Origin of the sequence: Bacillus sp. FSL W8-0629, assembly GCF_038593225.1 — a bacterium.
Classification (GTDB): domain Bacteria; phylum Bacillota; class Bacilli; order Bacillales; family Bacillaceae; genus Bacillus; species Bacillus altitudinis.
On record NZ_CP151975.1, the window covers coordinates 2,334,726 to 2,359,962 of the forward strand.

The following is a 25,237-nucleotide window of genomic DNA, read 5'->3' on the forward strand; positions in this document are numbered from 1 at the left end:
TCCATTAAACGATGGTTTTTGGTTTCTTCGCTGAAATAAAATATCTTTCTGCACATTCCTGAGGTGCTTCATTTGTAAAATCAGCGGTCACTTCAATCTGTTCAAAGCCAGCGGACTCAAGGAACGCTGCATAAGTTTCAAAAGGAAATGTACGTTGTTCGTGCGTTTCATCATAACGCTCATACACGTCTCCGTCTTTTACAAAAAAGCTTAAATCATGAATAACCGAATATGGGTCATCCCCTTTATCACTCTGCCAAATGTAGCTGATTTCTTCATCTTGATCGGCATAAGTAGAGCCAGGAAATACCTCTTCCATTTTATAAGGGGTATGAACATCAAACAGTAAAACCCCACCTGTCTCTAAAAGCTGAAACATGTTTTTAAAGGTTTTTTTGACGTCATTTTCGTTTTTTAGATAATTCAAAGAATCACAGCAAATAACCGCTGCTTGAAAAGTTTGTTCAAACCCCTCAAGCTCTCTCATATCTTGATGTAAAAATTGAATAGACTGCTTATGAGCCTGTGCTTTTTGCTGCGCAAATGCCAGCATCTCTTCACTTAGGTCAATTCCTGTGACCATGTGACCTTTTGCAGCTAACCGAAGAGAGATCTCTCCAGTTCCACAACCTACATCGATAATCGCACTATTCGGCTTGATATACCGCTGTATCCACTGAACCCATTCATCATAAGGGGCATGTGTCATGAGCTCATCATACACACCTGCAAACCCTTGATAAATCATGAGTTAATGCCAAGCGAAAGCGTTTCTCTCGGCGCATCTCCCCAAAGCTTCTCTAAGTTATAGTATCCTCTTTCCTCTTTGTGGAACACATGAGCAATGACATCTCCTAAATCAATCAAGACCCATCTTGCTTCGTCAAAGCCCTCCATCTTTTTAACTTCGATGCCGCCTTCTTCTGCAAGGTGTTTCACTTCTCTTGCAATGGCCTGTACTTGTTTGTCAGAATTCCCGTGACAAATGAGAAAATAATCTGCAACAAGTGAGATCCCTTGCATATTCAGGGCAATAATGTCCTCTGCCCGTTTATCATCGCACGCTCCTGCTGCGATGTTTAAAATTGATGATGCATCCATCAAAATTCCTCCTTAGTTGTTCTTTTGCACAAGTGAGTTATAAGTAGCAAGTGTATCTGGGAAAACTGGCTGATTCTTTTTCATTAAAAAGCTGACGGTGTTTTTTAAAGATTGAATCAAGGCAAGGTCCAAATCCTGCTCTGCTAACTCTCTTACTTCCTCTACACCAGGAAAATGGCGTCCTGGCTCTATATAGTCGGCGACATAAATCACTTTTTCAAGCAATGTCATGTTCGGTCTGCCGGATGTATGGAATTCAATGGCTGTTAAAATATCTTGGTCGTCAATTCCAACTTCTTTTTTGACCAAATAGGCACCAACTGGGGCATGCCAAAGCTCAGATGAATATTTAAGCAATAGAGGGTTCATCTGTTCTTGCTGGATGATGCCCTTCATTTCTTCTTTCGGTCTAAATTTAGCATAATCGTGGAAAATAGCCGCGACCTCTGCTTTTTTCACATCTGCACCAAAACGTTCAGCTAATGAAATGGCCGTCTCCATTACCCCAATTGTATGTGTATATCTATGCTCTGTTAACTGCTGTTTGACACAGTTTAAAGCTTCTTCACGATTCATATAAATGATGCTCCTTTATATAACACTCAACCGCTTTCGGAATCAAATAATCAACAGGTTGCCCCTGCTTCATTCGCTGCCTAATCAATGTCGATGATACATCAAAAGCCGGAACATCTGCAAACAAAAGAGGATACGCCGTACTTCCTTCATAACCTGGTCTTTTCATCCCAATAAAGGTGATCATCTGAAGCAAATCATCGATTCTGTGCCATTTCGGCAAATACTCGACCATGTCCGCTCCAATCATAAAAAAGAACTCATCTTCAGGATGGCGCTTCTTTAACAGCTCAACCGTATCTACTGTATAAGATGGGCCCTCCCGCTCCATTTCAATAAGCTCAACTCGAAAATGAGGATTTGTCTGAATCGCTTTTTCCACCATTTTTACGCGGTGATGACTCTCTGCTCGTTTTCGGCCCGTTTTATGAGGGGGCTTGTGATTTGGGATAAACCAAATTTCATCAAGCCCTACTTGGAAACGCACCTCACTTGCCATCAGCAAATGCCCATTATGCGGGGGATCAAACGTACCACCGAACAATCCTATTTTTTTCATATCATATCCACCTTTACGGCAGCTTAATTTGTTTATTTTCCTTTGATTCCTTATAAAGGACAATCACATTTCCGATCGTTTGAACGAGTTCAGCTTTTGCACCTTTTACAAGTGCTTTTGCAACCTCTGTTTTGTCCTCGTCGCAGTTTTGCAATACGCTGACTTTCAAAAGTTCTCTTGCTTCAAGCGCCTCGGAAATTTGCTTGACCATATTGTCATTTACCCCGCCTTTTCCAACTTGAAAAATAGGTGATAAATGATGTGCTTGCGCACGTAAAAAACGTTTTTGCTTACCTTTTAACATGGTGTTCCTCCTAATTTCTCTATGACAATTGACTTCATTTTTCGGGCGTCAGGTGTAATGCCCGTCCATAGTTCAAAGGCTCTTACCGCCTGACCAACAAACATGCCGACGCCATCGACTGTTTTCAAACCTAACCCGGCTGCTTCGCTTAGCAGCTTTGTTTCTATTGGATTATACACAATATCACAAACGACCGCTGTTTTTTTTGCGTTCGCTAAAGAAATTGGGGTTTCTTCAACATTCGGATACATACCAATTGAGGTCGTATGGATGATGACATCATATTCCCCAAGCCCCTCTTCTGCTGTATTTAATGCAATGGCACGAGATGTGATTTTCCCATCGGCACTTTCAATTAAAGCCTCAGCTTTTTCAATGGTGCGGTTGGCGATATCAAATTGTTTCGGTGCATACTCAGCAATCGTCGTGTAAATCGCTCTTGCTGCTCCACCAGCACCAAGCAGGAGAAATGACAGCTCTGATAACGGCTGATCCAACGCTTCAAGCAATGAATGAAGAAAACCCTCTCCATCTGTATTGTACCCAACGAGTTGACCATTTTCGAGGCGAACTGTATTGACGGCACGCAGACGTTCAGCTGTCACATCAATTTTGTCAAGGTACTGCATGATGTCTACCTTGTGCGGAACAGTGACGTTAAAGCCGCTGATTCCTAAGGCTTTCATACCGCTAATGGCATCTTTCAGGTCGTTTTCTTCTACTTGAAAGCCATGATAATGTCCATCAATTCCAGCATCCTTTAATGCTGCATTATGAATATCTGGAGACATTGAATGGCCAACAGGGTTACCGATTACTCCGTATAAAGGTTTCAAAGTCTCTCCCCCTCTGAACATTTAAATTAACGAACGTCTCATAAACACGTGCACGCCTTTTGGCGCATACACTTTGATTTGTTTCCCAGCATCATTCGCAGTCACCCAGCCTAATCCTGAAAAGACAATGTCCATTTTTGGCTGATCGATGGTGAAAGTGTGCGGAACGAGCGGCGGGAAATCTTCCATTCCCTCTTTTGATGGCGGTGAAAGCAGTTCACCTGCATGCTTTTCATATAAGTCATCTGCATTCTCCATCTTCGTTCTATGAATGTTGAGTTCATTTGGCATATAGCAAACAAAGGATGTTCTGCCGCCTTTTACATAATCAAATCGAGCCAGTCCGCCAAAGTAAAGCGTTTGAGCTTCATTTAACTGGAACGTTCTCGGTTTCAATTCTTTTTTCGGCGTTAAAATCTTTAAGTCATTTTTGCCGACATAGTGCGCCATTTGATGGCGGTTGATGATCCCCGGTGTATCGAATAAAGCAGACCCGTCATCAAGCGGAATTTCAATCGCATCAAGTGTTGTCCCTGGGTATTGGGATGTGGTGATCACATTCTCTTCTCCAGACACCTCTTTGATAATGCGGTTAATAAATGTTGATTTCCCAACATTTGTACAGCCGACAACATAGACATTTCTGCCCTCACGGTAATGATCAATGGCCTCCATAACCTCAGGCACACCTTGTCCTCTGCTCGCACTGATTAAAAACACATCAATCGGATTGAGCCCATTTTCTTTTGCTTCCCGCTTCATCCATTGAACGAGACGGTCTTTTTTCACGGATTTCGGTAAAATATCTACCTTGTTGCCGACAAGTAAAATGGGATTACCACCAACAATACGGCTCAGTCCATTAATCCAGCTTCCGTTAAAGTCAAAAATATCAACGACCTTGACGATCAGAGAATCAGTCTCGCCAATGCTGTGTAAAATATTTAAAAAGTCGTCTTCTGTTAAAGATACATCCTGAATTTCATTGTAGTTCTTTAACCTAAAACAGCGCTGACAGATCACATCTTCTTTCAATAGAGATGCTGCCGGCGCATATCCTAATTGATCTTTATCTTCCGTCTGAATGGCTACACCGCAGCCAATACAAACAACCTTTTCCATTATTACTCTTCCTCCCACTGAATGTGGCCCTTACGCTTTAAGGCTCCTAAAATTCTACGTTCAATCTGCCTGTTAAACTTCGTGAAAAATCCGTCCGATGCCGCAACAGGTACAACCAAAATGGTATGGAAGCCATGCCTGTTTCCGCCAAGCACATCTGTCATAAGCTGATCGCCAATGACAACCACATCTTCTTTCTTCAATTGCATATCAGCGACGGCCTTATTAAAGGCTCTTCCCATCGGTTTTCTCGCTTTATAAATAAACGGGATATGAACCGGCTCAGAAAAAAGCTTGACCCTTTTTTCATTATTGTTCGATACAATCGTCACCTGTATCCCGTGATCTTTCATCTCTTGAAACCATTCAATTAAACGCGGGGTCGCACTTGGACGATCCCATTCTACTAGTGTGTTATCTAAATCCGTAATAATTCCTTTTACATTTCGTTCTTTTAGTTTTTGCGGCGAAATGTGGAAAATACTTTTCACAAATTCATCCGGTAAGAAATACTTCTTTAGCACAATTTGCACCCTTTCTTCCATTGGTTTTTCAGCGATTGTGTCGAATCAAATCACAATTTGTCTGTCTATCGAATACAATGAAAAAGTTTTCGACATATGATGAGGACCTTCAACAGGTGTGGATAATTTTACACACATTATCCACCTATATTTCATCACGCTTTCATTCAATTATAAACACTCTACCCACAAGTTATCCACTTAACCATGTGGATAACAGAACGATTGTTCTTGTTTCCCATTCATGGTAGATTAAAGGTACTTCAAAGACATTCGATCAACCTATGATGATATGTCTTTTCCTCGAGTTTTATGCCAACTTTTTCAGGGGAGGTGTTTTTCCCATCATATGGGTTTCTAGTATGAAAAAGCTGTCAGATGATTTACTTATAGAATCGTATTATAAAGCAAATGAAATGAACTTAAATCGCGACTTCATTGAATTAATTGAGACAGAAATGAAAAGACGTTCGCTCGGGCATATGCTCTCTGTTTCCTCTTAATTCCATATATCCAGGAACCATGCCTCCCGAGCACTCTCCTTTTTTAAACTCAGGTGACTGATATTATATCACTTGCGCTATAGGCTTACTACTATTTTCCGTAAAAAACACCCCTTCTGATCAAAGAAGAGGTGTCTTATTTGCAAGGCTGTTCATTCCAAAACCATAACCCTCCACCTACGACCAAAATGACGACAAGGAACACAACAAGAAAAGCGTAACCGATTCCTGCTCCTTGAGCTGGATAAGGTGAACACGCAGGGTAAGGATAAGGACATCCCCACATATCAGTTACCTCCTTCTAAGAAGATATACTGTTAGACTATGCTGGATGGATCGTCTTGTTTAGGCAGATGGCCTGCATTTAAAAATGTTTAATGACATCACGCTCTTTAATTTCGTTATAAATGATTCTTGCCCCTTTTGGTGTCATATGATTGCCAGAAGGGTCAATGAGGCCAGACTGAATCAAGGCGCTGTCACTATCTTCACCCGCTTCTCGGATGAACGCTTTCCAATTGTCGACAAGCGGCACTTGCTGTTTTTCAGCTACTTGTCTTGTGATGTCATTGTATGAGTTTTGCCAAGCTCTCGCCCCGCCTCTCTCAGCAAAATAAGATGACTTATATCTAGAATAATAATACAAGCCCTTTTTGCCTCCTTCCACCACAGGCACGCACGTCATGAGGATCGGGGTAATTCCCTCTTTCCTACTTTCAGAAATGAAGTAGGATAAGTTTTCTTTAAATCGATTTTTGGTCACACGGGGATGTTTCCCGTCTAGAATCGCCGCATCATTTGTTCCGAACATGATGAGGACGTAAGTTGGTTTTTGTTTTAAAATATCCTGCTCAAAGCGAAGTTTCGCATCTTCTGTTGTCTGCCCGCCAATCCCGGCATTCTGTACCTTGATTTGGCCGCGCTCGACGTTTTTCATGAGATTCACCCATTTTTCAGATGTGGGATAATCTCGAAAATCCCAGTTCGATCCTCTTGTGTTACTGTCACCAAATGCAATCACACTTTCCTGCACTGGTTTTGAGCACCCAGCAGCAACACATAACAGGATGAAAAGGAAAACAAATTTCTTCACAACATTCACCTCCAAAAGCCCTCTTCATATAGTAAACGACAAGACTTTTGGTTTCAATGAATGACTGTTTCTTATTGTAATTGAACCGGCAGATAATCTCTGTTATGGTGCACCAGTTCGCTCACTTTCACAAACTCATAGCCCCTTTTCTTTAGTTCAGGTACGACTTGTTTCAGCGCTTCTACTGTCTGCTTACGATTTCCTCCGCCATCATGTAAAAGGATGATATCACCGCCCTGAATATTCTCAATAATACGGCTGGCAATTTTGTGTGCACCTGGCCTAGACCAGTCCTTCGGATCTTGCGTAAAGGACCACATCACGACATCGTATCCTTGCTTAGAAAGAATGCGGAATGACTTCATCGTCAAGCGCCCGCCCGGGGGACGAAATAATAAGGGTCCGCCAGGCTGGAGAGAAGCGATATGAGCCGCTGATTCTTTTAATTCTTGCTTGATTTCTTTCGATGACAAAAGGTCAAAATACGTATGGTTCATCGTGTGATTGCCAAGCTCATTTCCTTCGCTCACAATCCGCTCTGCGAGCAGGGGATATGCATGAATACGGCTTCCGATGACAAAAAAGCTGGCATTCACTTCATGCTCTCTCAGTACGTCTAGTATTTGATTTGTGTATACCGGATGAGGCCCATCATCAAAGGTTAACGCAATCTTTTTCCGTTCCTCTCTCATGTCCCAAAAGGCTCGTCCCGTTTTTTCTAGGTCGATTCTTTTTAATGTACGCGCCTCTATGTTACCAGGAACAAAAGCGCATATTACCAATATACATAACAAGATATGCAACCCTTTCATCAGACCGCCTCCACAGAACATCATTACACATTAAATTGCCCGCTTTCTGATGAATTCATTCAAGTTTCGTGATCGTCTACTCTTCTTTTTCACATAAAAAAAGCCGGCCCATCAGGCCCGCTTTTTGTCTCACGTTTGGTTTCTCTCTTCAACTGTCGAACGTTGCTTAGAATTCATACAGACACTCTCCTTCTTGGATTTGATTTTGAGCCCATAGCAATTTTTGATAATACTGGTTGGACTTCTGGTATTGTTGAGAGGCTTCTAAGGCTGTCGCAATTTCTAGTGAGATATCCTCTATATAAGAGTATAGGCTAAGTTTTTCCAAATAATCAATGGTTTTTTGCAGTTGTTCTTCATTGATTTCCTGAACATATAAAGCATCCAGATACTCAAACATATGACAGAACAGCTGGTCTTCATGCTTCTTTGCGGCCAATTTCCCATCCTCTAATATGCGCCTTGCTTCAATCTGCTCATTTTGTCTAAAAAGCAGCTTGGCCAGTGTATAAAGTGTATGAGGCAGCGTGGGAAGCAGTTCTTTTTTGGCGAGGTCAGCCGATTCGGTTAAATATCGTTCTGCTTCTTCTCGATAACCTAACTCCCCGTAACATTTCCCTAAATTATAGAGTGCTGAGCTATAGATGCGTGGGTGATCAATTTCGGATGCGAGTTGTTTCGCCTTTTTCAAGTGAGGCAGTGCTCGATCTTTACGTTTTAAATCTTGATAATTTCCCGAGATGACAAAGAGGCACTGAATAATGCGAATGGAATATGCATCATGCTGATCGTATATTTCAAGCGCTTTTAAAATATGGTGCATGGAGACATGCGTTTGTTTCATTATATAGTAGGCTTCTGCTACTTTAAAATGAAACTCGGCCTGCTCAATATCATCAAATACCATAGACAGCTGTTTTTCTGCCATGCGATAATATTTGACGGCCTCCAAATATTCTTTTTGACTAAACTCATGCATGCCACGAAAAAATGCATGGTAATAATGCAGCATATCAGATAACTCATGATTGGAATTTTCGATTTTATCGACAAGGTTAGATACTGAGAAAGGTTGATATTTTGAAGGGTGTATATAGTCGAGCATAATTTGGTGCCGAAAACACATGAGCTGATAATAAATCAGTAAATGCTGGTCCTCTTCCATACGTTCAATTTCCGCTTCTACTTCCGCTTTCAAGATTTCCGCATCTGGAACACTGAACTGCCGTATCATTCGATACCATTCATTAATTTTCATACCGACATGTGAAGAAAGAACCTTCCCCATGTTCCGAAAAAACCCCTTCCTTTTCGGTCTAATATTACATATTTTAGCACGCTTCTAGACCGCCAAGCACCGCAAAGAAACCGCAAACATATGAGAGGGGCAGCACAAACATACGCACAGAAGCACGTTTCTTTCAAATAAGATGATTTTTTCATCGTACAGACACAGACAATCCTTCCTTCACATACATTTGAGGATATAGGCAGCGGCCTAAACATGGTGGAGGTGAAAATCGTGACAGGAGTATTTACAGCGATGGGATTGATGGTCAAAGAATTGGTGTTTTTAGTGTCCTATGTCAAAAACAATGCCTTTCCACAACCCCTTTCGGGAGATGATGAGAAAAAATACTTAGCCCTCATGGCTCAGGGCGATGAACACGCAAGAAACATGCTGATTGAACATAACCTTCGGCTCGTCGCCCATATTGTCAAGAAATTTGAAAATACCGGGGAAGACGCTGAAGACCTCATCTCCATCGGGACGATCGGACTCATTAAAGCCATCGAAAGCTATTCCTCTGGAAAAGGAACAAAGCTGGCAACATATGCGGCGCGGTGTATTGAGAACGAAATCCTCATGCATTTACGCGCACTCAAAAAAACAAAAAAAGACGTCTCTCTGCATGACCCCATCGGTCAGGATAAAGAAGGCAACGAAATTTCATTAATTGACGTCTTAAAATCAGAAAATGAGGACGTGATTGATACCATTCAGCTCAACATGGAGCTTGAAAAAGTAAAAGAATATATCGACATTCTCGACGGCCGGGAAAAAGAAGTGATCGTCGGCCGGTTCGGTTTGGACTTAAAGAAAGAGAAAACGCAGCGGGAAATAGCCAAGGAGCTCGGAATATCGCGGAGCTATGTGTCCCGGATTGAGAAGCGAGCGCTGATGAAGATGTTTCATGAGTTTTACCGGGCAGAGAAGGAGAAGCGGAAACGGGAGAAGGGGAAGTGAAAATGAACTTCCCCTAACTTCTAACAAAAACAGACCTTATTAGGTCTGTTTTTTATTTCGGCACTAAGCTACTGTCTCGCTGCATTTCTTTTGATAATAGCTGCCGCCTTAGCCCTCAAGAACAATGGCAAGATTTTGGTGATGAATTTTGGGTCATGCACTTAGACATGAAGGAAATCAACTGATTACACCCCACTGTTTAGAGAATTGTGGAAAATGAAGGACAAACGGTTTGCATATAAGTTTTGTATTTCAACTTTTATGTTTAGAAAAATAATAGCTATTCAGACTTATAATAATTTCACAAATGAAATATCAGCACTTTTTAATGTTACATACGAATTCACCACCGAACGTTTCGTGACTTTAAACCCATGCTATAAGTCATGAATTATTTTGTCTTATTTTGTCGAAAATCATCAATTTAATATTTTTTATATTATAATGTTTCCTGTATTACTAAAATGTGTATATAGAAGGGTGCAGACTAATGAAAAAAGCTAAACTAATTTTATTCTTATGCTTTATGGCAGTTCTAACTGCTTGCGGTAACACTAACAGTTCAACTGATCCAGCAAAAAAAGAAGAAACGAGCAAAGAGGCTTCAAAAGAATCAGCACAAAAAGAGAATAAACCAACGTCAGGACGCTTATCAAAGATTGGGGAGTGGAAGAAAGATAAAAATGGTTCTACACTGACTTTGAAAAAGATAAACGACAAACAAAAAGAAATAGATTTAAGTCCTATTAAGATGAAAATACAAGATGTTAAAGTTTTTGAATACAGTAATTTAGGTGAAGACGATAAAGAGCTTCTTTCTGATAATCAATATGAAAAAGATAAATATCATAGAATACAAATTACTTACACGACTGAAAACACTTCCGATAAAGATGTTTTGTTTTCTGGTGTTAAAGTTATTACCACTAATACAAAAAAACAAATTGAAGTCAATGAGTCTAATTTGTATACGGATAAAGGTGTTGGTTCTTTTTATGGTAAAGTCGAAAATGAAGGTATGGTTGTAGTTCCTTTACTTGTAGATGATGTTTCAGATTTGAGCTCAATCACACTTCACTTAGGAGATGTATTTCTAAATGACGAACCTGAATTATTGCATGATGGGGCAAAAGTGAAATTCGATTTTTAAATTCTGCACCCCCCTTTTGACTTTAATAATGAAATCCTCATGCATTTACGCGCACTTAAAAAAACAAAAAAAGACGTCTCTCTGCATGACCCCATCGGTCAGGATAAAGAAGGCAACGAAATTTCATTAATTGCCTTCTTAACATCTGAAAATGAAGATGTGACTGATACCATTCAGCTCTACATGACCGGTCCGGTTTGAAGTTAAAGAAAGAGAAGGCGAAATGAGCAGGGAATTTTAATAGAAAACATTTTGCAACAGAACAGGCCTTATAAGGTCTGTTTTTATTTGTTTAGGCTCTTACCATTTATGAATTATCTTTTAATTTTAAAAATGGTTTCAGTATATTTTTTTGCCCTTCAAATCTGAAAAGTATATAATTAATATACTTGTATGACAAATAAAGAGGGGTGATTTCTATTACATTCAATCCTGTTTCCAATAAAAAATTATACATACAAATTTATAATCAGATCCTTTCTGAAATACAGTTAGGCTCTTTTCAAATAGGAGATAAACTTCCTTCAGAAAGGGAATTATGCGAACAATTTGGTGTCAGCCGCGCACCTGTTAGACAAGCCCTCAGTGCACTAGAAATGAATGGTATTATTTATTCACGTCAAGGAGAAGGTGTTTTCGTTAAGAGTACGACCATACACAATGAAGGGTCCATCTCTATGACATCGGCATCACCTGAGGATATCGTGGAAGCTAGAATGCATATCGAGCCTTTAATTATTCATTTTGCTGCTTTGAGAGCGACTGACGAAGATATTTTAGAACTGAAACAAACCATTAAAAAAATGGAAGAAGAAACACATTCAGGTGTATACGTCCCGGCAACTGACGAGCAGCTACATATGGGAATTGCAAAAGCGTCACATAATGATTTATTCATTACCTTTATGTCTTCCATTACGAACGCTATGAAGCAGCAGGAAATGTGGAGGTTTATACGTGATCGAACCGTTACCCGTTCTGACTATCGTGAGGTCAACTTTCAGGAGCATAAACTGATTATAGAAGCACTCGAAGAACGGAACGCAGCAGAAGCTGTGAAACGTATGACTGCCCACATGCAAAACCTATATGATCGATATTGGAAAAGCTAGGATCTTCCACTTCCAAATAAGACGCATACAACAAGTAGAAGCCTTGCTGTTATGCGTCTTTGTCTTTTTAAATTCATTTATTTTCCGATGCTCGGCACCCTTCGCATATTCCGTATAAGACTTTAACCCCTTCAGAGCCGTAAGCGATGTCAATGATTTCTCCACATTCCCGGCAAACGATCGTATTTTGTGGTACATTTGTCTCTTTTTCCATGAAAATTTCAGCTCCAATCGTTTTATCCTCATGTATTGTCTCGTTTTCTTTCAGAACTTCTCCTGACAGCTAAATCACCACAATATTTCCCCTTACTACTTCCATCATAGTTTTTTTTATGACCCTCGTTTAAATAGACTTTTCTATACTGGATTTTTCTGTACTTGCTTTTACAACTAGTGCTTTTCCTGACTGTTTAACTAAAAACACAATAATAAAAGAAGCCAGTATCATACTAATACCTAAAAAAATCATACTGATGTGAAAAGAACCTGTGACATCCTTAATGTATCCGACTATATATGGCCCAAAGAAACCGCCAAGATTGCCAATACTGTTGATTAGTGCGATCGCTCCACCGGCGGCTGCTCCTGTTAGAAAAGAAGGGGGAATGGCCCAAAATGGAGAATAAGCACCAAAGGCTCCGCACAAGGCAATGGTTAAGAACACAAAGGATAAGATCACACTGGAATTTGCTATATAACTGCTAATGATCATGGCCATCGCACTGACAGTTAAGCAGGCAGATACATGCCATCGCCTCTCGTTTTTCTTGTCAGAATGATTCCCGACCAGCACCATTACAATGATAGCGACGGTATACATGAAACCTAACAGCCAGCCCATTCCCTGCGTACTTAAGGAAATGGTGTCAGATAATCCTTTAGAGATTGTCGGCAAAAACATATTGATGCCGTAAAACCCAACCATCCAGCAGAAATAGCCTGCCGATAAAATGAGTACATCTCGATCTTTTAAAGCTTGAGTAAATGTATATCGCTTGACCTGTTCTTTTTCAAGCTTTTCTTTTGTTGTGACATGAATCAGCCACTCTTTTTCATCTTGATTCAGCCATTTTACATCTTCAAGTTTGTCATCCAAATAAAAGAATGCAATTACTCCAAGAATGAGTGCTGGAATCGCTTCTAAAATAAACAGCCACTGCCATCCAGACATATCCAGCCAATCAACACCTAATAGAAATGTAGAAAGTGGTGCACCTAGGGCATTCGCTCCCGGAATCGCCAGCATAAATCCAGCAATGGCTTTGGCATGATGTTTGGTTTGATAAAAACCGCTCAAATAAAACACCATACATGGATAAAAACTAGCTTCTGCTGCACCCAATAAGAAACGTGCTGTATAAAACTGCCATGGTTCTTGGACAAAAGCCATTAAAATCGCAATAATTGCCCATGTCACCATAATTCGGCTGATCCATTTACTCGCACCGATCTTTGCCATAATGGCACTTCCCGGAACTTCTAATAAAAAATACCCTAAAAAGAATATTCCAGCCCCAAGTCCAAATACAGCATTTGAAAATCCCAAATCTTCATTCATTTGAAGAGCAGCAAATCCAATATTCACACGATCTAAAATAGCGATAACAAAACATAAGGATAAAAATGGGATAAGGCGAAGTGTAACTTTACGAGTCGTCGACTTTTCTAATGCTTGTTGATTCAACATGATTCCCCCTTCAAGTTGCTTTGTCCAACTGCGTGAAGATGTCTAAATGGCATGACATATTTTTATTAAGCGCTTACAAAATATCATTTCATCAATCATTTTGACTGTGACTCTACTTCCTTTTTATTTAAAATAGAGTCAGGCATGTTCATGTGCCTGCTCCATTTCTTTCTACTAGTCCATATGTGAACCACCATTGATATCGATTTCTTCTCCTGTAATGTAGGATGCTTCTTTAGTAGCCAAAAATGTAATGGCGGCTGCGATTTCTTTCGTTTCACCTGGTCGGCCAAGTGGTATATTATCAATTACTTTTTCGGCTTCATCGATAGGAAGTGACTTCCAAATATCCGTATTCACAAGGCCTGGTGCCACACAATTCACTGTGATACCATCTTTCCCTACTTCACGGGCAAGGTTTTTAGAAAAACCTAATACTGCTGCTTTGGAAGCTGAGTAATGTGCTCCTCCAAATACGCCTCCTCCCCTTTTAGCCGATACAGAAGACAGGTTGATAATACGCCCATATTGCTGCTTGATCATTGGTTCTAGCACGGCTTGTGTACACAAGAACAAACCAAACATATTTACATTAAATACTCTTGTCATATCTTCAAGTGTCATGTTCTGAACGGTTACTTTTTGAGAAATACCTGCATTATTCACCAATATGTCAATGCGGCCAAACGCCTCAAGCGTTACAGCCACCATTTGATCAATTGATTCCTTATTTGTTACATTTACTACTACGCCTAACGCTTTTCCTCCGGCTTTTTGAATGGCTTCTACTGTGAAGCGAATCCCTTCTTCATTGATATCTGCTACCACGACAGCAGCACCCTGTTTAGCAAGTGTTAGAGCGATTGTTCGGCCAATTCCTTTTTCAGAACCGCTCCCTGTTACAATAGCTACTTGATTGTTTAATGTAAACATTGTAAATAACCTACTTTCAAATGTGATTGTTCAGCATGTCTTTTGCTGTATTTATGATGTTTTCGATTGTTATTCCATTTATTTCTAAAAGTTTTTCGTAAGGTGCAGATTCTCCAAAACGGTCTTGCACTCCGATCCGTTTGACTTTTCCTCGACCTTCTTCTGCTGCTACTTCACATACAGCACTGCCTAATCCGTTCAAAATGTTATGATCCTCTACAGTGATCATACGTCCAATATCAAGACACTCCACAACCGCCTCTCGATCTAGAGGTTTGATCGTATGCATATCTAAAAGTGATGCTTCAATCCCTTGTTCTTCTAATTTTTTAACCGCTTCCAAAGCAAGATATACTGTATCACCATTTGCAATGATCGCAATATCTTTGCCAGACCTTAATTTTTTGGCTTTTCCAATCACAAACTCCTCATGTTCATCATAAATCATCGGCACAGCATCTCGGGTAAAGCGCAAATACATGGGGCCATACGTATTCGCTGCCTCTTTGATCAATTTTCTCGTCGAATAGTAATCAGAGCCCATGATGACCGTCATGTTGGGAAATGTTCTTAAAACGCCCATATCTTCTATCGCTTGATGACTTCCACCGTCATTTCCCGGTGTCAATCCTCCGTGCGAGCAGGCAATCTTTACATTCAAATTCGGATAGCATATTTCTTGGCGGATTTGCTCTGCCATGCGCAGCGAGCCAAAAACTGCGTAAGTGCTTACAAATGGAATTTTTCCAGTTGTCGCAAGACCAGCTGCCAGCCCGGCACCATTTTGTTCGGCAATTCCAACGTTCACATGCTGATTGGGAAGCTGCTTAATGAATTCTCCTGTTTTGCATGATTTGCCGATATCAATATCAATCACGTAAATATGTTGATTCTCTTTTCCTAACTTAACAATTTCATCACCGAAGGCTTCACGTGTCGCTTTTTTCTTAATGACCGCTTTTTCAGTTTGGCTCATGATCTCAAACCTCCTGCTAATTCTTCTAATGCTTGTTCATACTCTTTCTCATTTGGCGCAACACCGTGCCATGAGCAGATATTTTCCATGTAGGAAACGCCTTTGCCTTTAATCGTGTCTGCTACAATACATTTCGGCTTTCCATTTTTCATGTTTTTCACTTGATTCAATGTTTCGACTATCTCTTCCATCGAATGTCCGTCAATTCGCTTTGTTTCAAACCCGAATACTTCAAACTTCATTTCTATGTCTTGCAGCGGCATGATTTCCTCGCAGAAACCATCAATTTGCAGACGGTTATTGTCAACAAAAACAATTAAATTATCAAGACGATATTTGACTGCGGTTTGAACCGCTTCCCAAATTTGTCCTTCTTGACATTCGCCATCGCCTACCATCGCAAATACCCGATAATCTTTTTCATCCCGTTTACCCGCAAGCGCCATACCAACCCCACAAGAAAGTCCTTGGCCTAATGAACCTGTTGAAATATCAATTCCAGGGCATTTCTTCATATCAGGATGACCTTGGAACGGTGAACCGTACTGTCTCAATTTGTATACGTTTTCAAAAGGGACATAACCTTTTAGCGCTAAGGCAGCATATTGAATAGGTGCAACATGGCCTTTCGATAAAACAAAACGATCTCGATCTTCCCAGTTAGGATTTTGAGGATCGATATTCATCTCTTTGAAATAAAGGGCCGTGATGATATCAGCAGCTGATAAAGAGCCGCCAGGATGCCCCGATTGCGCTTCATAAATCATCGTAATCGCCGTTTGTCTAAGTTCAATCGCTTTTGCTTTTAAATTCGCCAAACTTACATCTTTCACTGGATCACCTCATTTTATTATTTGAAATCCAATCTTATATTCTTAGTTACTTGTTCACTTGTATGACAAGTAATTTATGAGAACACTATACAATTCTTGCAAGCATTTGTCTATCTATTTTTTGAATTTTTAAACAATCAATGCAGATTTGTATTAGATGCTCTTTAGATTACATAGAGCAAAATTTTAGAAAAACAGTATCCAACATAAAAAAACATCACTCGTCATTTTCATTGAGTGATGTTTCACATTCTGTATTTATCTCACTACCCCGTTTTCTTTTAAAAAACGCTCAAACAGCTGATTTCCTTCCTCTTCAATTTTGTCATCTTCAATAGAATACTCGCCAATCAACAGCCCTAAATCTTCATATTTTTCATAATGCTTTAAAAGCGTTATCCCATACCATGTATGATCAAAGAATAATTGCCACTTTCCTGTTTCTAAACTCTTAAAAAACACTCCTTCAACATCAAGACCCTGTTCGTAATAGCCAACATGTACATGCATGGTATCATCTAAACGACACATTTTATTCTCCTTCTCGTTCCCCGTAAGAATTTATAGATCTTGCTGAAAATCAATCGTCCTCAACTCCACCCATTCAACACTATCAGGTATCGATTTTGTTTTTAGAAAATGTTGAACGATTTCATAAGCGTGATGTCGATCGACGTAGCTGCATGAAGGTACATACAATGGTGCGCCTGCAACGACGTGCTTGATTGTTTCTATCTTCTCTACTTTTTTAAAAGGAACCAAAAAATCTGGATATCTCATGAGAAAAAAGCCATAAGGGTCATGATAAAAGAAAACAAGACTTTCCGTTTCCCAATCTTCATCCACTTCAATAGAAGATTCTCCATTCCCTTGTTTCCAATAGTCTTCACCCTTATGGAAGAAGATTTCTTTCATCCATTCTTCTCCTGGATTTTCCACTGGAGCACCGGTTGGTCCATAATACAAAAACATTCCATTCTCTCCTTATTCATTTATTGATCCCTTGTTCTCTTTCCTTCAAATGTGTAAAATGCACGCGTCTGTTTATTTAATTTTAGCATGCTGAATAACTGTGGATTTAATTTTTCAGCATCTTGGGTGCTTACCCATTTTACTTCTTCAATATCATGATCAGGATCTAGAATATTCATCTCTCCCCCGATGATTTCCCCAAAAAACGTAAAAATAAGTGCGTGATGCATGTTATCTTGAAAAAGTATTTCTCTAACAGAATGAAGTTCATTTACTTTGATCACATATCCTGTTTCTTCTCTCACCTCACGGATCACCGCCTGATGCAACTGTTCCCCTTCTTCCACTGCACCACCGGGAAACTCCCAATAACCTTTCACATTTTTCACCATGAGAATATGTTCATCCATGTCATAAATCAAAGCTGACACCACGTCTACTCTCTTCAACTGAATCCTCCTCACCCATTGTCGAAAATATAAAACGAGCTGTTCATATCAATCTTTTCTCATTATACTGTATCCTTGTTACGAAAGATTGGAGGGCTTAGCTCGTGGATCATTATGCTCTTGCTGATTGTCCAAATCAGATTTACGAGGAACATCGTCTCTCTTTTGAGACAATTCAAGGAGTCAAACGAGAAAATCATTGAAAAACAGACAAGTAAAAAACCTCCTTCATTTAGCGGGAGGTTTGTTTATTTGATTCTCTTTCAATTGTTTCTCATCGTATAACAAATATCTGATCCGCTGTAGATAATGGAGCGCAATGTGACCGAGACAGAACATAAGCCCGATCATTGAAAGTATATAGATGGGCAGCATCAAACTAGGTACATTGTTTATGACAAAAGCCAAACCAACCACTGTCAGCATAACGAGACTTATAAATCTTATCAATACCACTTGAAGTCCCCCTTCATATTCACCATAACAGATTTTCCCTTTATTTTCATGACCTGCCTAAAAAAAGATGCGAATCCGCTAAGATTCACACCAAAAGGGATATTACCTATTCGACTCACTTCTCTTCTCACGCGCTTCCTTCCACTGCTCAAGCTCAGACACCGTCAATAATTGATATCCCTGTTTAGTGAGTTCTTTGATAATCGTGACGGCTGCGTTGGCTGAGGTGTCATAGATGTCGTGCATTAAGACGGTTTCACCGCTAGATGCATGGGCTAGAATGTAGTTCGCGACGTATTGGCTGTTTCGATATTTCCAGTCTTCAGGATCCACATCCCAAAGGGTCACTTTCATGTGAAGAGCTTCGTTGATTTGCCCGTTTGTCCCGCCATATGGTGGTCTAAAATGGGTCGGTGTGAACCCGCTCGCTTTTTCAATGATTTGCTGCGTGTCTTCTACTTGTTTGATGGCTTGTTTTAAAGGGAGTCTTGTGAGTAAAGGGTGGTTATGGGAATGGTTTCCAATTTCATTTCCACCCTTTCTGATTTCACTTAACATATCGGGATAATACTGAACCCTGTTGCCTAATACAAAAAATGTGGCATGTCCTTTGTTCTCTTTTAATGCTGTTAAAATTTTTGAGGTCGTTGATGGATTGGGCCCATCATCAAATGTGAGTGCAATGGCTTTTTGATTCGGATGAAATGTGGATGTTTTCGGCAGTTTCACAATCTTTCTTGTTGGAATCGGTTCTTTTTTCTCGTTTTTGTTCATTTCTTTCTTAATATATTCAGGTTTTAATATTCCTTTCAGCAGTGTTTTCTTAATCGCTAACACTTGAGAGCCTTGATGATTTGGAGCGATTTGTCCTCTTGGAAAGTAGAATTCGATATAGCAATCTTTGATGGCAAAATACTGATAGTTCTTCGCCACAGGAGACGTTCCCTGTTTGAGCAGCGGCTGATTTTCAGCTAGCGTTCGATCTTTTTTTAATTCCTCAAAAGTCATATGAGATAATTTTTGAAGATTGTCCTTCTTTGATAGAAAAATATCGTTGATTGATAAAAATGTCTGTTTCTTGAAATCAAAGTTCATCACCTTCGTTTGATTGACGCCTTGCTTTCCGCCCTTCACTTCATATGTATTGAATTTGATTGCGACTGTTTGCTTGGCATAATGAATGATCTCATAATCGATGTTTAATTCGTATCGTTTTTCTTCATTGACATCACTCGCTTGACTAAATGATGTTTTAAACCTTTCTAACGCTGTCTCTGCAAATCTTTTGATCTCCTGATCTAGTTTTTCTTGATGAAACAGCGGATAGTTGACAGCATATCTCATGAATTTCCCGTCATTCACAAGTGTGACAATTTCAACTTGTTTGTAGCTCGCATCTTGTTCTACTTTTTTTCTCTCTGTCCCGCTTGCTTGCTGATTATGATAAAATCCAGCGATTCCGATGACAATCGCAAGTCCGCATAGAACAAGAATGACTTTCCCTTTGATTGACACAATGATTCTCCTCTCGTGATGCCGTCCTGTCTAAATGGCGTGTGTTTGTAGGATAGACTTTTCTCAGCCCCTTTTTAGTTTGCAAAAAACACATTTGTCACATTTTCGACATATTTTACGAGAGACATATAAAAAGGGCTTGATCAGCCCTTATTTTTGCATATACAGTTGGAATAACTTTGTTTCTTCATCAATAGAGCGTGCCTGGTCAAAAGCTGCTCTGACTGTCTTTGAGTTGTTCACCAGCTCATACAGCATGGTGAGAACAAAAATAAATGACGCATTTCCATCAATGTAGTCATCGGGCGCTGTATAGGATATCGCCCCTGTTTCTAAAAAAGCTTCTGCCACCTTTTTTTCGCCTAATGTACAGCCTGTACATATAATGTGGACTCCATTTAACGAAGCATACCGCTTTATGTCATCCGCACCAAAAGCAGCACCTCTCGGCTCACCCTCTTCGTATACATCTTCTCCTAACTCCGGTATGAGAAACGCTCCTTCTTCCCCGTGAAAGGATAAAAGAATGAAGTCCGTCTCGCCTCTATTTTTCCCTGATAAAACATCAATCAGGTCATTCGGTCGGCCTATCCAATGCATATCGACTTTTGCTCCAAAGTTTTCAAGTGCTGCACGCAGCGCAAAGGATTCCAGCTCACTATTTGGTCCGGCTGCCAATGTGATGCGCATGACTGGCTGGCTCATTTATATCCCCTCCAAACGATGATAAACATAGCACCATTTTTTCCTCATCTACATAAGCACCATTTATTTTTAGTGCTTTTTCCTCTACCACATACGACTTAAATCCAACAGACTTGTAAAGATGTTTGGCTGAGTCGTTTGTTGTGACCACTGTTAAATACAGTTGTTCGATATCTTTTCTTTCGCGCGCAAAAGAAAGAACTTTTGTCAGGAGCGCTTTCCCAATTCCTTTTCCACGGCCATTAGCCTTTACATACATCGCTGCCACATTGGCACGGTGCTTTAATTTCTGCAAGGTTTCTTGTATGAGTGTAACCGAGCCGACCAGCTGACCTTGATGAAAGGCGCCGAATGTCCACATAGATTGTGTAGAGGCAAAACGAGCCTTATATTTATTCTTCGTATCTAGCTTCTCTTCCTCGTAACTCATAGCAAAACTCTCTGGATTTAATCGGAGTGCTTCTAATCTCAAGTTCGCATATTCTTGAGCATCTTCTGGTGTTAACAATCGAATATTCAGAAAATCGCCTCCATCAGAATGAATTGATACTTCCAATTTTATCTTGAAAGGCGCTTTTGATCAAAGAATATTGGTTCATTTACATATAGCACATTTCTTATAGACTTTTAGGCTCTCTTTCGTTTTTGTGAAAACAAGGTCATTTTGATCATGTTCACTCGATATTTCCTATCCAAAACGATTCTTTTCTCACTTATCTTTTCACTTTTTTTATATTAACCTATAACTAATTCATAAAAAAAAGAAAAAAAAGGATTGATATGAACAAAAACATATCATAAGATAGAATAGTAATAAAAAGACAAAAAAGGGAGGAATTTGATATGACAGAAACAAGAAATGAAATCAAACTACATGTTCTTTTTGGTGCTTTAGCAGTAGGATTCCTTATGCTAGCTCTTTTTTCCTTCTCGCTACAAGTACTGCCAGTTGCTGATCTAGCAAAAGAATTTGGTATTCCAGGCAGTGTTGCCGCTGTAGTTCTTAATGTGGTTGAAGCGGGTGGAGCTGTCACTACAATTGTCTCCATTTTAACTGCTGTAGGTTCAGGCGGTCTTTCTCTTATTGCTGCGGCTGGTAAAGAGACAATTCGTCAATACCTTAAAAACGAAATTAAGAAAAAAGGCCGTAAAGCCGTTATCGCTTGGTAATTTATTTAACGACTCAATAGAAGGAGACTCTGTTCTCCTTCTATTTAAATTTTAGTGCAGGTGAGAAGATGTTATATCCATTATTATCACTACTTCTATCCATTAGACTGGAGCAACAGTATTCTAATATCGCTCAGTTCGTTATACGAAAAATTCCATTTCTCAAGTCGTTTTCTTCAAAACAGTACATATTTTTTTCTTGTATTCTTGATATCATATTCGGATGCATGATTGTATTCGTTATATCTTCATTTCTTTACTCCCCCGTCTATCAAATAGAATGGGAAAGTGCTTTTGTGATGTTTTTATTTCTATTTTCTATCGTCAAAGGAATTGAATCTTATAGAAGAACTCATCTTCTTCCTTTTAAAGAATTGATACAGCTAGCACCTGTTTCCTCTAGACAACTTTTTCAAACGCTTCTGTTTTCAGAATTGATTTGGCTTGTGTTTACGAGTTTGAGCACTTATTTGATCTATTTTTTGTTCCAATATGATATTGTTCAAACACACGATCTGGCATTCTGGTTAAAACATGTCAATGTGATGCTGACAAGTATCTTCCTATTTATCATCAGCAATAAGATATTCGGTGCTTATATCTATAACATCGTCGTGAAAAAAATCGGGGCTATTCGTGTCCTCTTTTTTGCAAGCATCGCTTTGCTTTTTTTCTTTTTCGGAAGGGTTCTCATATTAAACATCATTTTCCCTTTTTATCACACCTTCCGGCAACTATTTAAATCGATCTCATCGCTTGCAGAGGATTCGTTTTGGATCACTCTTTCAAACAAGCTGATCTCTTTATATCAACATGATCTTCAGCAAATGCATCATGCTTTATTTTCAGATGGCTCTGTTTTTCTACAATTTCAAGCTCTGTTCCATTCACCTATTACATTGATTGTTGTGCTATTAGGTAGTGCGCTTGTCATGAGAAGTCCTGTTCGATGGATTCCAACGGAAAAAGATCAAGACCAAAGCTCAAAGCATTTTCGGGATTTATTTTATTGGTACTTTCAAGTACTGCATAAAATTCAGGGTTCGCTGTTTAGACAAAATGTGTTGATCCAAAAAGACATCAAGCTGCTGAAAGAAAAAAGGTGGCTCTTATCTAAAGAATTTTTTAATTATATGTTCATGTCATATGAAGCCTTCTTTTATATTGGTGTTTTTACCGGATTGATCTCGATCATCGATCATCAAGCCTTGCAAATTCAGCTGCTATTCACACTCAATATTATGATACTAGCGAATCAATCTTATGAGATGAGAATGCTGACACCTTCTATTTTTGCTTTAAGTGCTGAAAAAAAGAACATTTGGCTTTACGAGCTTTCTCAAATATCTCTTTTGCAATTTTTCTTATCAAAAATCCAGTTATTTTATTGTTTATTTTCCATACCAGCGCTCTTTTTACTATTCATTAATCTATCTATTATGACTGTGTATCAACTGTTTCATGTTCAGATGCTCATTCAACTGGTGGTATTAGGGGTTGGCTTTTTCATTTTTCCTTTGATTCAGCTTTACTTGTTTCCATTCACAACGAAATTCAATTTTATTCATGAGCATGAAATAGGGACAACAAATGAGGAACTAGAGATCATCGATAAAGGTCAGGCATTTGCAAGAAACTTTCTTGTTCTGCCTTTTATGTACTATTTGATTTTGACCTCTTTTCTCCCTATATTGCAGCAATCCTCAGGGCTCGTAAACGTGCTGTTCGCTATATATTTTGTGATCGTTTCAGTGATTTGCTGGATATTATGCCGCAAGACCATTTATAAAGGAATTGAGTATGTTGAAAAAAATAAGATATTTTCTATCGGAGAATAGATTGATTCTACGCCTCGGCTATCTTTATGCCAGTGTATTTATTGTAGCTTTGCTCATTGGAAGTCTCCTTCCTTATGATCAGATTCCTTATTTAAAAAAGGATGAAGACATGTTTTTTCTCTCTATTTTTTCAAACAATTTACAGGTTGGGCTTGCCATTCTAGGTATCGGGGCTTTTACTGGCGGCATTATGTCTGCTGGCATTCTTTTTTATAATGGCTATATCATTGGAAAACTCATTCAGTTTTTGATAGCTCAGCATGAAGTGCAGCAGTTATTCACTGGCCTCATGCCACATGCTTTTGTTGAGGTTCTTGGTTTGATCCTATTTTCAATCGTCAGTGCTTTTCCATTTATTTATCTTTACCGGTTTATGAAAGGTAAGGCCATTGATGTAAGAAAGCTGACTCGGACTGTGATTCAGTTAATCTTTGCCGCTGTAGTGCTCTTGTTGATTGCCTCTCTTTTAGAGGAATATGTCAGCCATGTACATCTATCTTAGAAGAAAGGAGAATGTGGTTCTATGGAGCTACTTCTACGCCCTAAGCAATTTTTCAACCAACATCAATCGACCAAAACTGTTATAGGCTTAGTCTTACTATCTTTATTTGTTTCAACTGTTTTTTTAACATTTTTCATTATTGATTTGTTAGTAGAGGAACCATTATCTGCGGGAAAACAATTAGCCAGCATTGTGTTTATCTTTTTACTGACAATCCCACTTTATTTCATATTGAATTTTCTCGGTACTGTCGTGACTTCAATTTATATGTACTTTTTTCATAAAACGTTTATTTTGCGCAAAATGTATTTTGTCATCTTGCTTTATAATGCGTTTCTTCTATTAGTGAATAGCGCAGCAATCTATTGTGTGATGGTACTCGATTTAGATCATTATTTTATCTTCATCCAAGCGGTTTCGTTTTTGATCAACTTGTACCTTTTACGCATCCTATATGATGGGATCATTTATTATGCTAAAGGGTCAAAAAAAGCCGCCCTTGCGACCGTCATCTTGTATATGCTGGTGACCACTGTTTTTGTTATTGGAGGATTTATCAATGGCTAGTTTGCAAGTGTCTCAGCTATCTTTTCGTTATGAAACAACTGAAGAAAGCTCTCCCCTCCTTGATCAAGTATCCTTTCATCTGAAAGAAGGTGATCGTGCTTGTATTATCGGAAAAAACGGCAGCGGTAAATCGACACTTTTAAAGATCATCGCAGGTCTGCTTCCTTCAGTATCCGAAACGGTTTTACTCAATGAACAGCATCATCCTGGGTCAGCTCTTTATAAAGGGTTGGTCGCGTACATCCCAGATAAGCCTTTGGTTTATGATGCGCTGACTGGTATCGAGCATATGACTCTTATACAGTCGCTATGGAAAATGAATCAGTCAGAAAAAGAGGTATACAAAAAGACCTTTCTCTCGCTTTGTGATGCATTTGATTTAACTCATGCACTTAAGATGCCTGTCAAACAATATTCACTAGGTATGAGATATAAGCTTTTCTTTAATTGTATGGCGGCCAGATCACCAGAGCTAATCATTCTTGATGAACCTTTTACATCTCTTGATGAGGCATCTCAAATGCAGTCTATTTCTTTATTAAAAGAAGAATTCTCTGATCAATGTGTTTTATTTACAAGCCATCAGCGCTACCTTTATTCAGAATTAGGAAATCGTTTTTTCGAGCTTGATCACGGACAACTAAATGAAATAGAGCGTTAAACATACAAAAGGCATCCCATCACAGGATGCCTC

At 39.3% G+C, this 25,237-nt stretch carries 32 protein-coding genes and 1 pseudogene; 10 read left to right on the forward strand and 23 right to left on the reverse strand.

The features are described from left to right. Positions 1-4 precede the first annotated feature (4 nt). From NSQ17_RS12020 to NSQ17_RS12055, 8 genes are read right to left on the reverse strand one after another with little or no spacing between them, the layout of a single operon-like run. Positions 5-748, reverse strand: coding sequence for a class I SAM-dependent methyltransferase (locus tag NSQ17_RS12020; protein WP_144668045.1), 744 nt, complete (start codon positions 746-748; stop codon positions 5-7). After that, entirely contained in the window at positions 745-1,101 is a 357-nt protein-coding gene (gene rsfS, locus NSQ17_RS12025) for a ribosome silencing factor (protein ID WP_008342502.1), read from the reverse strand. The genes NSQ17_RS12020 and rsfS overlap by 4 nt, the downstream gene beginning before the upstream one ends. A gap of 12 nt (positions 1,102-1,113) precedes the next feature. Continuing rightward, a complete protein-coding gene (gene yqeK, locus NSQ17_RS12030) occupies positions 1,114-1,677 on the reverse strand; it encodes a bis(5'-nucleosyl)-tetraphosphatase (symmetrical) YqeK (protein ID WP_058336622.1) in 564 nt (187 codons plus the stop codon). Then, positions 1,667-2,236, reverse strand: coding sequence for a nicotinate-nucleotide adenylyltransferase (locus tag NSQ17_RS12035; RefSeq protein WP_058336621.1), 570 nt, complete (start codon positions 2,234-2,236; stop codon positions 1,667-1,669). The genes yqeK and NSQ17_RS12035 overlap by 11 nt, the downstream gene beginning before the upstream one ends. A 13-nt stretch (positions 2,237-2,249) precedes the next feature. Further along, entirely contained in the window at positions 2,250-2,540 is a 291-nt protein-coding gene (yhbY, locus tag NSQ17_RS12040) for a ribosome assembly RNA-binding protein YhbY (RefSeq protein ID WP_008342507.1), read from the reverse strand. Then, a complete protein-coding gene (gene aroE, locus NSQ17_RS12045) occupies positions 2,534-3,376 on the reverse strand; it encodes a shikimate dehydrogenase (RefSeq protein ID WP_039167211.1) in 843 nt (280 codons plus the stop codon). The genes yhbY and aroE overlap by 7 nt, the downstream gene beginning before the upstream one ends. A gap of 21 nt (positions 3,377-3,397) precedes the next feature. Then, the gene (gene yqeH / locus NSQ17_RS12050; RefSeq protein ID WP_007501357.1) at positions 3,398-4,498 is read right to left on the reverse strand and encodes a ribosome biogenesis GTPase YqeH; all 1,101 of its coding nucleotides are present in this window, start codon (positions 4,496-4,498) and stop codon (positions 3,398-3,400) included. Between the two features lie 2 nt (positions 4,499-4,500). Further along, positions 4,501-5,022 (reverse strand): YqeG family HAD IIIA-type phosphatase, encoded by a 522-nt coding sequence (locus tag NSQ17_RS12055; RefSeq protein WP_008356191.1) that lies wholly within the window; start codon positions 5,020-5,022, stop codon positions 4,501-4,503. Positions 5,023-5,384: 362 nt separating this feature from the next. Here NSQ17_RS12055 and NSQ17_RS12060 point away from each other — a divergent pair, with 362 nt between their 5' ends. Continuing rightward, positions 5,385-5,525 carry a sporulation histidine kinase inhibitor Sda gene (locus NSQ17_RS12060; protein ID WP_003217327.1) on the forward strand — a complete coding sequence of 47 codons (141 nt, stop codon included), beginning with the start codon at positions 5,385-5,387 and terminating at the stop codon, positions 5,523-5,525. Positions 5,526-5,661: 136 nt separating this feature from the next. Here the strand turns inward: NSQ17_RS12060 and NSQ17_RS12065 are convergent, their stop codons facing one another. From NSQ17_RS12065 to NSQ17_RS12080, 4 genes are all read right to left on the reverse strand, one after another. Next, positions 5,662-5,811, reverse strand: coding sequence for a hypothetical protein (locus NSQ17_RS12065; protein WP_003217499.1), 150 nt, complete (start codon positions 5,809-5,811; stop codon positions 5,662-5,664). Between the two features lie 78 nt (positions 5,812-5,889). Next, positions 5,890-6,618, reverse strand: a complete 729-nt coding sequence (locus NSQ17_RS12070; protein WP_024718803.1) for a GDSL-type esterase/lipase family protein — start codon at positions 6,616-6,618, stop codon at positions 5,890-5,892. Between the two features lie 71 nt (positions 6,619-6,689). Next, entirely contained in the window at positions 6,690-7,430 is a 741-nt protein-coding gene (locus NSQ17_RS12075) for a polysaccharide deacetylase family protein (protein WP_024718802.1), read from the reverse strand. A 166-nt stretch (positions 7,431-7,596) separates the two neighbouring features. Continuing rightward, a complete protein-coding gene (locus tag NSQ17_RS12080; protein WP_024718801.1) occupies positions 7,597-8,718 on the reverse strand; it encodes a tetratricopeptide repeat protein in 1,122 nt (373 codons plus the stop codon). Positions 8,719-8,949: 231 nt separating this feature from the next. Here NSQ17_RS12080 and sigK point away from each other — a divergent pair, with 231 nt between their 5' ends. The 4 genes and pseudogenes from sigK to NSQ17_RS12100 all read left to right on the forward strand — a co-directional run bounded on the left by sigK (position 8,950) and on the right by NSQ17_RS12100 (position 11,940). Then, the gene (gene sigK, locus NSQ17_RS12085) at positions 8,950-9,678 is read left to right on the forward strand and encodes an RNA polymerase sporulation sigma factor SigK (RefSeq protein WP_072368109.1); all 729 of its coding nucleotides are present in this window, start codon (positions 8,950-8,952) and stop codon (positions 9,676-9,678) included. Between the two features lie 490 nt (positions 9,679-10,168). Next, positions 10,169-10,828: a hypothetical protein gene (locus NSQ17_RS12090; RefSeq protein ID WP_058336616.1), complete on the forward strand. Its 660-nt coding sequence runs from the start codon at positions 10,169-10,171 to the stop codon at positions 10,826-10,828. Between the two features lie 27 nt (positions 10,829-10,855). Continuing rightward, positions 10,856-11,008, forward strand: a pseudogene (locus tag NSQ17_RS12095) (RNA polymerase subunit sigma-70); the annotation flags it as partial. A gap of 230 nt (positions 11,009-11,238) precedes the next feature. Further along, positions 11,239-11,940 (forward strand): FadR/GntR family transcriptional regulator, encoded by a 702-nt coding sequence (locus NSQ17_RS12100; RefSeq protein ID WP_178930350.1) that lies wholly within the window; start codon positions 11,239-11,241, stop codon positions 11,938-11,940. Positions 11,941-12,013: 73 nt separating this feature from the next. Here NSQ17_RS12100 and NSQ17_RS12105 read toward each other — a convergent pair whose 3' ends face one another. The 11 genes from NSQ17_RS12105 to NSQ17_RS12155 form a co-directional block, all read right to left on the reverse strand. Next, positions 12,014-12,154, reverse strand: a complete 141-nt coding sequence (locus tag NSQ17_RS12105) for a GapA-binding peptide SR1P (RefSeq protein ID WP_017358037.1) — start codon at positions 12,152-12,154, stop codon at positions 12,014-12,016. A 129-nt stretch (positions 12,155-12,283) separates the two neighbouring features. Next, positions 12,284-13,624, reverse strand: coding sequence for an MFS transporter (locus NSQ17_RS12110; protein WP_024718794.1), 1,341 nt, complete (start codon positions 13,622-13,624; stop codon positions 12,284-12,286). Positions 13,625-13,801: 177 nt separating this feature from the next. Further along, positions 13,802-14,560 (reverse strand): 3-oxoacyl-ACP reductase FabG, encoded by a 759-nt coding sequence (fabG, locus tag NSQ17_RS12115; protein WP_008342528.1) that lies wholly within the window; start codon positions 14,558-14,560, stop codon positions 13,802-13,804. Positions 14,561-14,576: 16 nt separating this feature from the next. Continuing rightward, positions 14,577-15,536, reverse strand: a complete 960-nt coding sequence (locus tag NSQ17_RS12120) for a transketolase C-terminal domain-containing protein (protein WP_017358040.1) — start codon at positions 15,534-15,536, stop codon at positions 14,577-14,579. Then, entirely contained in the window at positions 15,533-16,369 is an 837-nt protein-coding gene (locus tag NSQ17_RS12125) for a transketolase (RefSeq protein ID WP_017358041.1), read from the reverse strand. The genes NSQ17_RS12120 and NSQ17_RS12125 overlap by 4 nt, the downstream gene beginning before the upstream one ends. Before the next feature lie 258 nt (positions 16,370-16,627). After that, the gene (locus NSQ17_RS12130) at positions 16,628-16,900 is read right to left on the reverse strand and encodes a DUF3986 family protein (RefSeq protein ID WP_056705295.1); all 273 of its coding nucleotides are present in this window, start codon (positions 16,898-16,900) and stop codon (positions 16,628-16,630) included. A gap of 30 nt (positions 16,901-16,930) precedes the next feature. Then, positions 16,931-17,341: a hypothetical protein gene (locus NSQ17_RS12135; protein WP_335350361.1), complete on the reverse strand. Its 411-nt coding sequence runs from the start codon at positions 17,339-17,341 to the stop codon at positions 16,931-16,933. Between the two features lie 20 nt (positions 17,342-17,361). Continuing rightward, positions 17,362-17,790: an NUDIX hydrolase gene (locus NSQ17_RS12140; protein ID WP_342467446.1), complete on the reverse strand. Its 429-nt coding sequence runs from the start codon at positions 17,788-17,790 to the stop codon at positions 17,362-17,364. A 558-nt stretch (positions 17,791-18,348) separates the two neighbouring features. Next, positions 18,349-19,761 carry a polysaccharide deacetylase family protein gene (locus NSQ17_RS12145; RefSeq protein ID WP_342467447.1) on the reverse strand — a complete coding sequence of 471 codons (1,413 nt, stop codon included), beginning with the start codon at positions 19,759-19,761 and terminating at the stop codon, positions 18,349-18,351. 150 nt (positions 19,762-19,911) lie between these two features. Then, positions 19,912-20,466 (reverse strand): hypothetical protein, encoded by a 555-nt coding sequence (locus NSQ17_RS12150; RefSeq protein ID WP_024718788.1) that lies wholly within the window; start codon positions 20,464-20,466, stop codon positions 19,912-19,914. Further along, positions 20,420-20,974, reverse strand: coding sequence for a GNAT family N-acetyltransferase (locus NSQ17_RS12155; protein ID WP_125589997.1), 555 nt, complete (start codon positions 20,972-20,974; stop codon positions 20,420-20,422). Before NSQ17_RS12155 ends, NSQ17_RS12150 begins: the two co-directional genes overlap by 47 nt. 335 nt (positions 20,975-21,309) lie before the next feature. Between NSQ17_RS12155 and NSQ17_RS12160 the strand changes: the two genes are divergently transcribed. The 5 genes from NSQ17_RS12160 (at position 21,310) to NSQ17_RS12180 (ending at position 25,204) form a co-directional block, all read left to right on the forward strand. Then, on the forward strand, positions 21,310-21,636 hold the full coding sequence (locus tag NSQ17_RS12160; RefSeq protein ID WP_017358050.1) for an uberolysin/carnocyclin family circular bacteriocin: 327 nt from the start codon (positions 21,310-21,312) through the stop codon (positions 21,634-21,636). 299 nt (positions 21,637-21,935) lie between these two features. After that, positions 21,936-23,474, forward strand: a complete 1,539-nt coding sequence (locus NSQ17_RS12165; RefSeq protein WP_342468103.1) for a hypothetical protein — start codon at positions 21,936-21,938, stop codon at positions 23,472-23,474. Between the two features lies 1 nt (position 23,475). Beyond that, the gene (locus NSQ17_RS12170; protein ID WP_024718785.1) at positions 23,476-23,976 is read left to right on the forward strand and encodes a stage II sporulation protein M; all 501 of its coding nucleotides are present in this window, start codon (positions 23,476-23,478) and stop codon (positions 23,974-23,976) included. A 21-nt stretch (positions 23,977-23,997) separates the two neighbouring features. Then, positions 23,998-24,543: a hypothetical protein gene (locus NSQ17_RS12175; protein WP_045034088.1), complete on the forward strand. Its 546-nt coding sequence runs from the start codon at positions 23,998-24,000 to the stop codon at positions 24,541-24,543. Further along, positions 24,536-25,204 (forward strand): ABC transporter ATP-binding protein, encoded by a 669-nt coding sequence (locus NSQ17_RS12180; RefSeq protein WP_024718783.1) that lies wholly within the window; start codon positions 24,536-24,538, stop codon positions 25,202-25,204. Before NSQ17_RS12175 ends, NSQ17_RS12180 begins: the two co-directional genes overlap by 8 nt. Positions 25,205-25,237 lie beyond the last annotated feature (33 nt).

Bases quoted from the DNA above. Each gene is read 5' to 3' on its own strand.
- NSQ17_RS12020 (WP_144668045.1), bottom strand. From the start codon at position 748: ATGATTTATCAAGGGTTTGCAGGTGTGTATGATGAGCTCATGACACAT.
- rsfS (WP_008342502.1), bottom strand. From the start codon at position 1,101: ATGGATGCATCATCAATTTTAAACATCGCAGCAGGAGCGTGCGATGAT.
- yqeK (WP_058336622.1), bottom strand. From the start codon at position 1,677: ATGAATCGTGAAGAAGCTTTAAACTGTGTCAAACAGCAGTTAACAGAG.
- NSQ17_RS12035 (WP_058336621.1), bottom strand. From the start codon at position 2,236: ATGAAAAAAATAGGATTGTTCGGTGGTACGTTTGATCCCCCGCATAAT.
- yhbY (WP_008342507.1), bottom strand. From the start codon at position 2,540: ATGTTAAAAGGTAAGCAAAAACGTTTTTTACGTGCGCAAGCACATCAT.
- yqeH (WP_007501357.1), bottom strand. From the start codon at position 4,498: ATGGAAAAGGTTGTTTGTATTGGCTGCGGTGTAGCCATTCAGACGGAA.
- NSQ17_RS12060 (WP_003217327.1), top strand. From the start codon at position 5,385: ATGAAAAAGCTGTCAGATGATTTACTTATAGAATCGTATTATAAAGCA.
- NSQ17_RS12065 (WP_003217499.1), bottom strand. From the start codon at position 5,811: ATGTGGGGATGTCCTTATCCTTACCCTGCGTGTTCACCTTATCCAGCT.
- NSQ17_RS12075 (WP_024718802.1), bottom strand. From the start codon at position 7,430: ATGAAAGGGTTGCATATCTTGTTATGTATATTGGTAATATGCGCTTTT.
- NSQ17_RS12080 (WP_024718801.1), bottom strand. From the start codon at position 8,718: ATGGGGAAGGTTCTTTCTTCACATGTCGGTATGAAAATTAATGAATGG.
- NSQ17_RS12090 (WP_058336616.1), top strand. From the start codon at position 10,169: ATGAAAAAAGCTAAACTAATTTTATTCTTATGCTTTATGGCAGTTCTA.
- NSQ17_RS12105 (WP_017358037.1), bottom strand. From the start codon at position 12,154: ATGGAAAAAGAGACAAATGTACCACAAAATACGATCGTTTGCCGGGAA.
- fabG (WP_008342528.1), bottom strand. From the start codon at position 14,560: ATGTTTACATTAAACAATCAAGTAGCTATTGTAACAGGGAGCGGTTCT.
- NSQ17_RS12120 (WP_017358040.1), bottom strand. From the start codon at position 15,536: ATGAGCCAAACTGAAAAAGCGGTCATTAAGAAAAAAGCGACACGTGAA.
- NSQ17_RS12130 (WP_056705295.1), bottom strand. From the start codon at position 16,900: ATGTGTCGTTTAGATGATACCATGCATGTACATGTTGGCTATTACGAA.
- NSQ17_RS12135 (WP_335350361.1), bottom strand. From the start codon at position 17,341: ATGTTTTTGTATTATGGACCAACCGGTGCTCCAGTGGAAAATCCAGGA.
- NSQ17_RS12150 (WP_024718788.1), bottom strand. From the start codon at position 20,466: ATGAGCCAGCCAGTCATGCGCATCACATTGGCAGCCGGACCAAATAGT.
- NSQ17_RS12160 (WP_017358050.1), top strand. From the start codon at position 21,310: ATGACAGAAACAAGAAATGAAATCAAACTACATGTTCTTTTTGGTGCT.
- NSQ17_RS12165 (WP_342468103.1), top strand. From the start codon at position 21,936: ATGTTTTTATTTCTATTTTCTATCGTCAAAGGAATTGAATCTTATAGA.
- NSQ17_RS12175 (WP_045034088.1), top strand. From the start codon at position 23,998: ATGGAGCTACTTCTACGCCCTAAGCAATTTTTCAACCAACATCAATCG.
- NSQ17_RS12180 (WP_024718783.1), top strand. From the start codon at position 24,536: ATGGCTAGTTTGCAAGTGTCTCAGCTATCTTTTCGTTATGAAACAACT.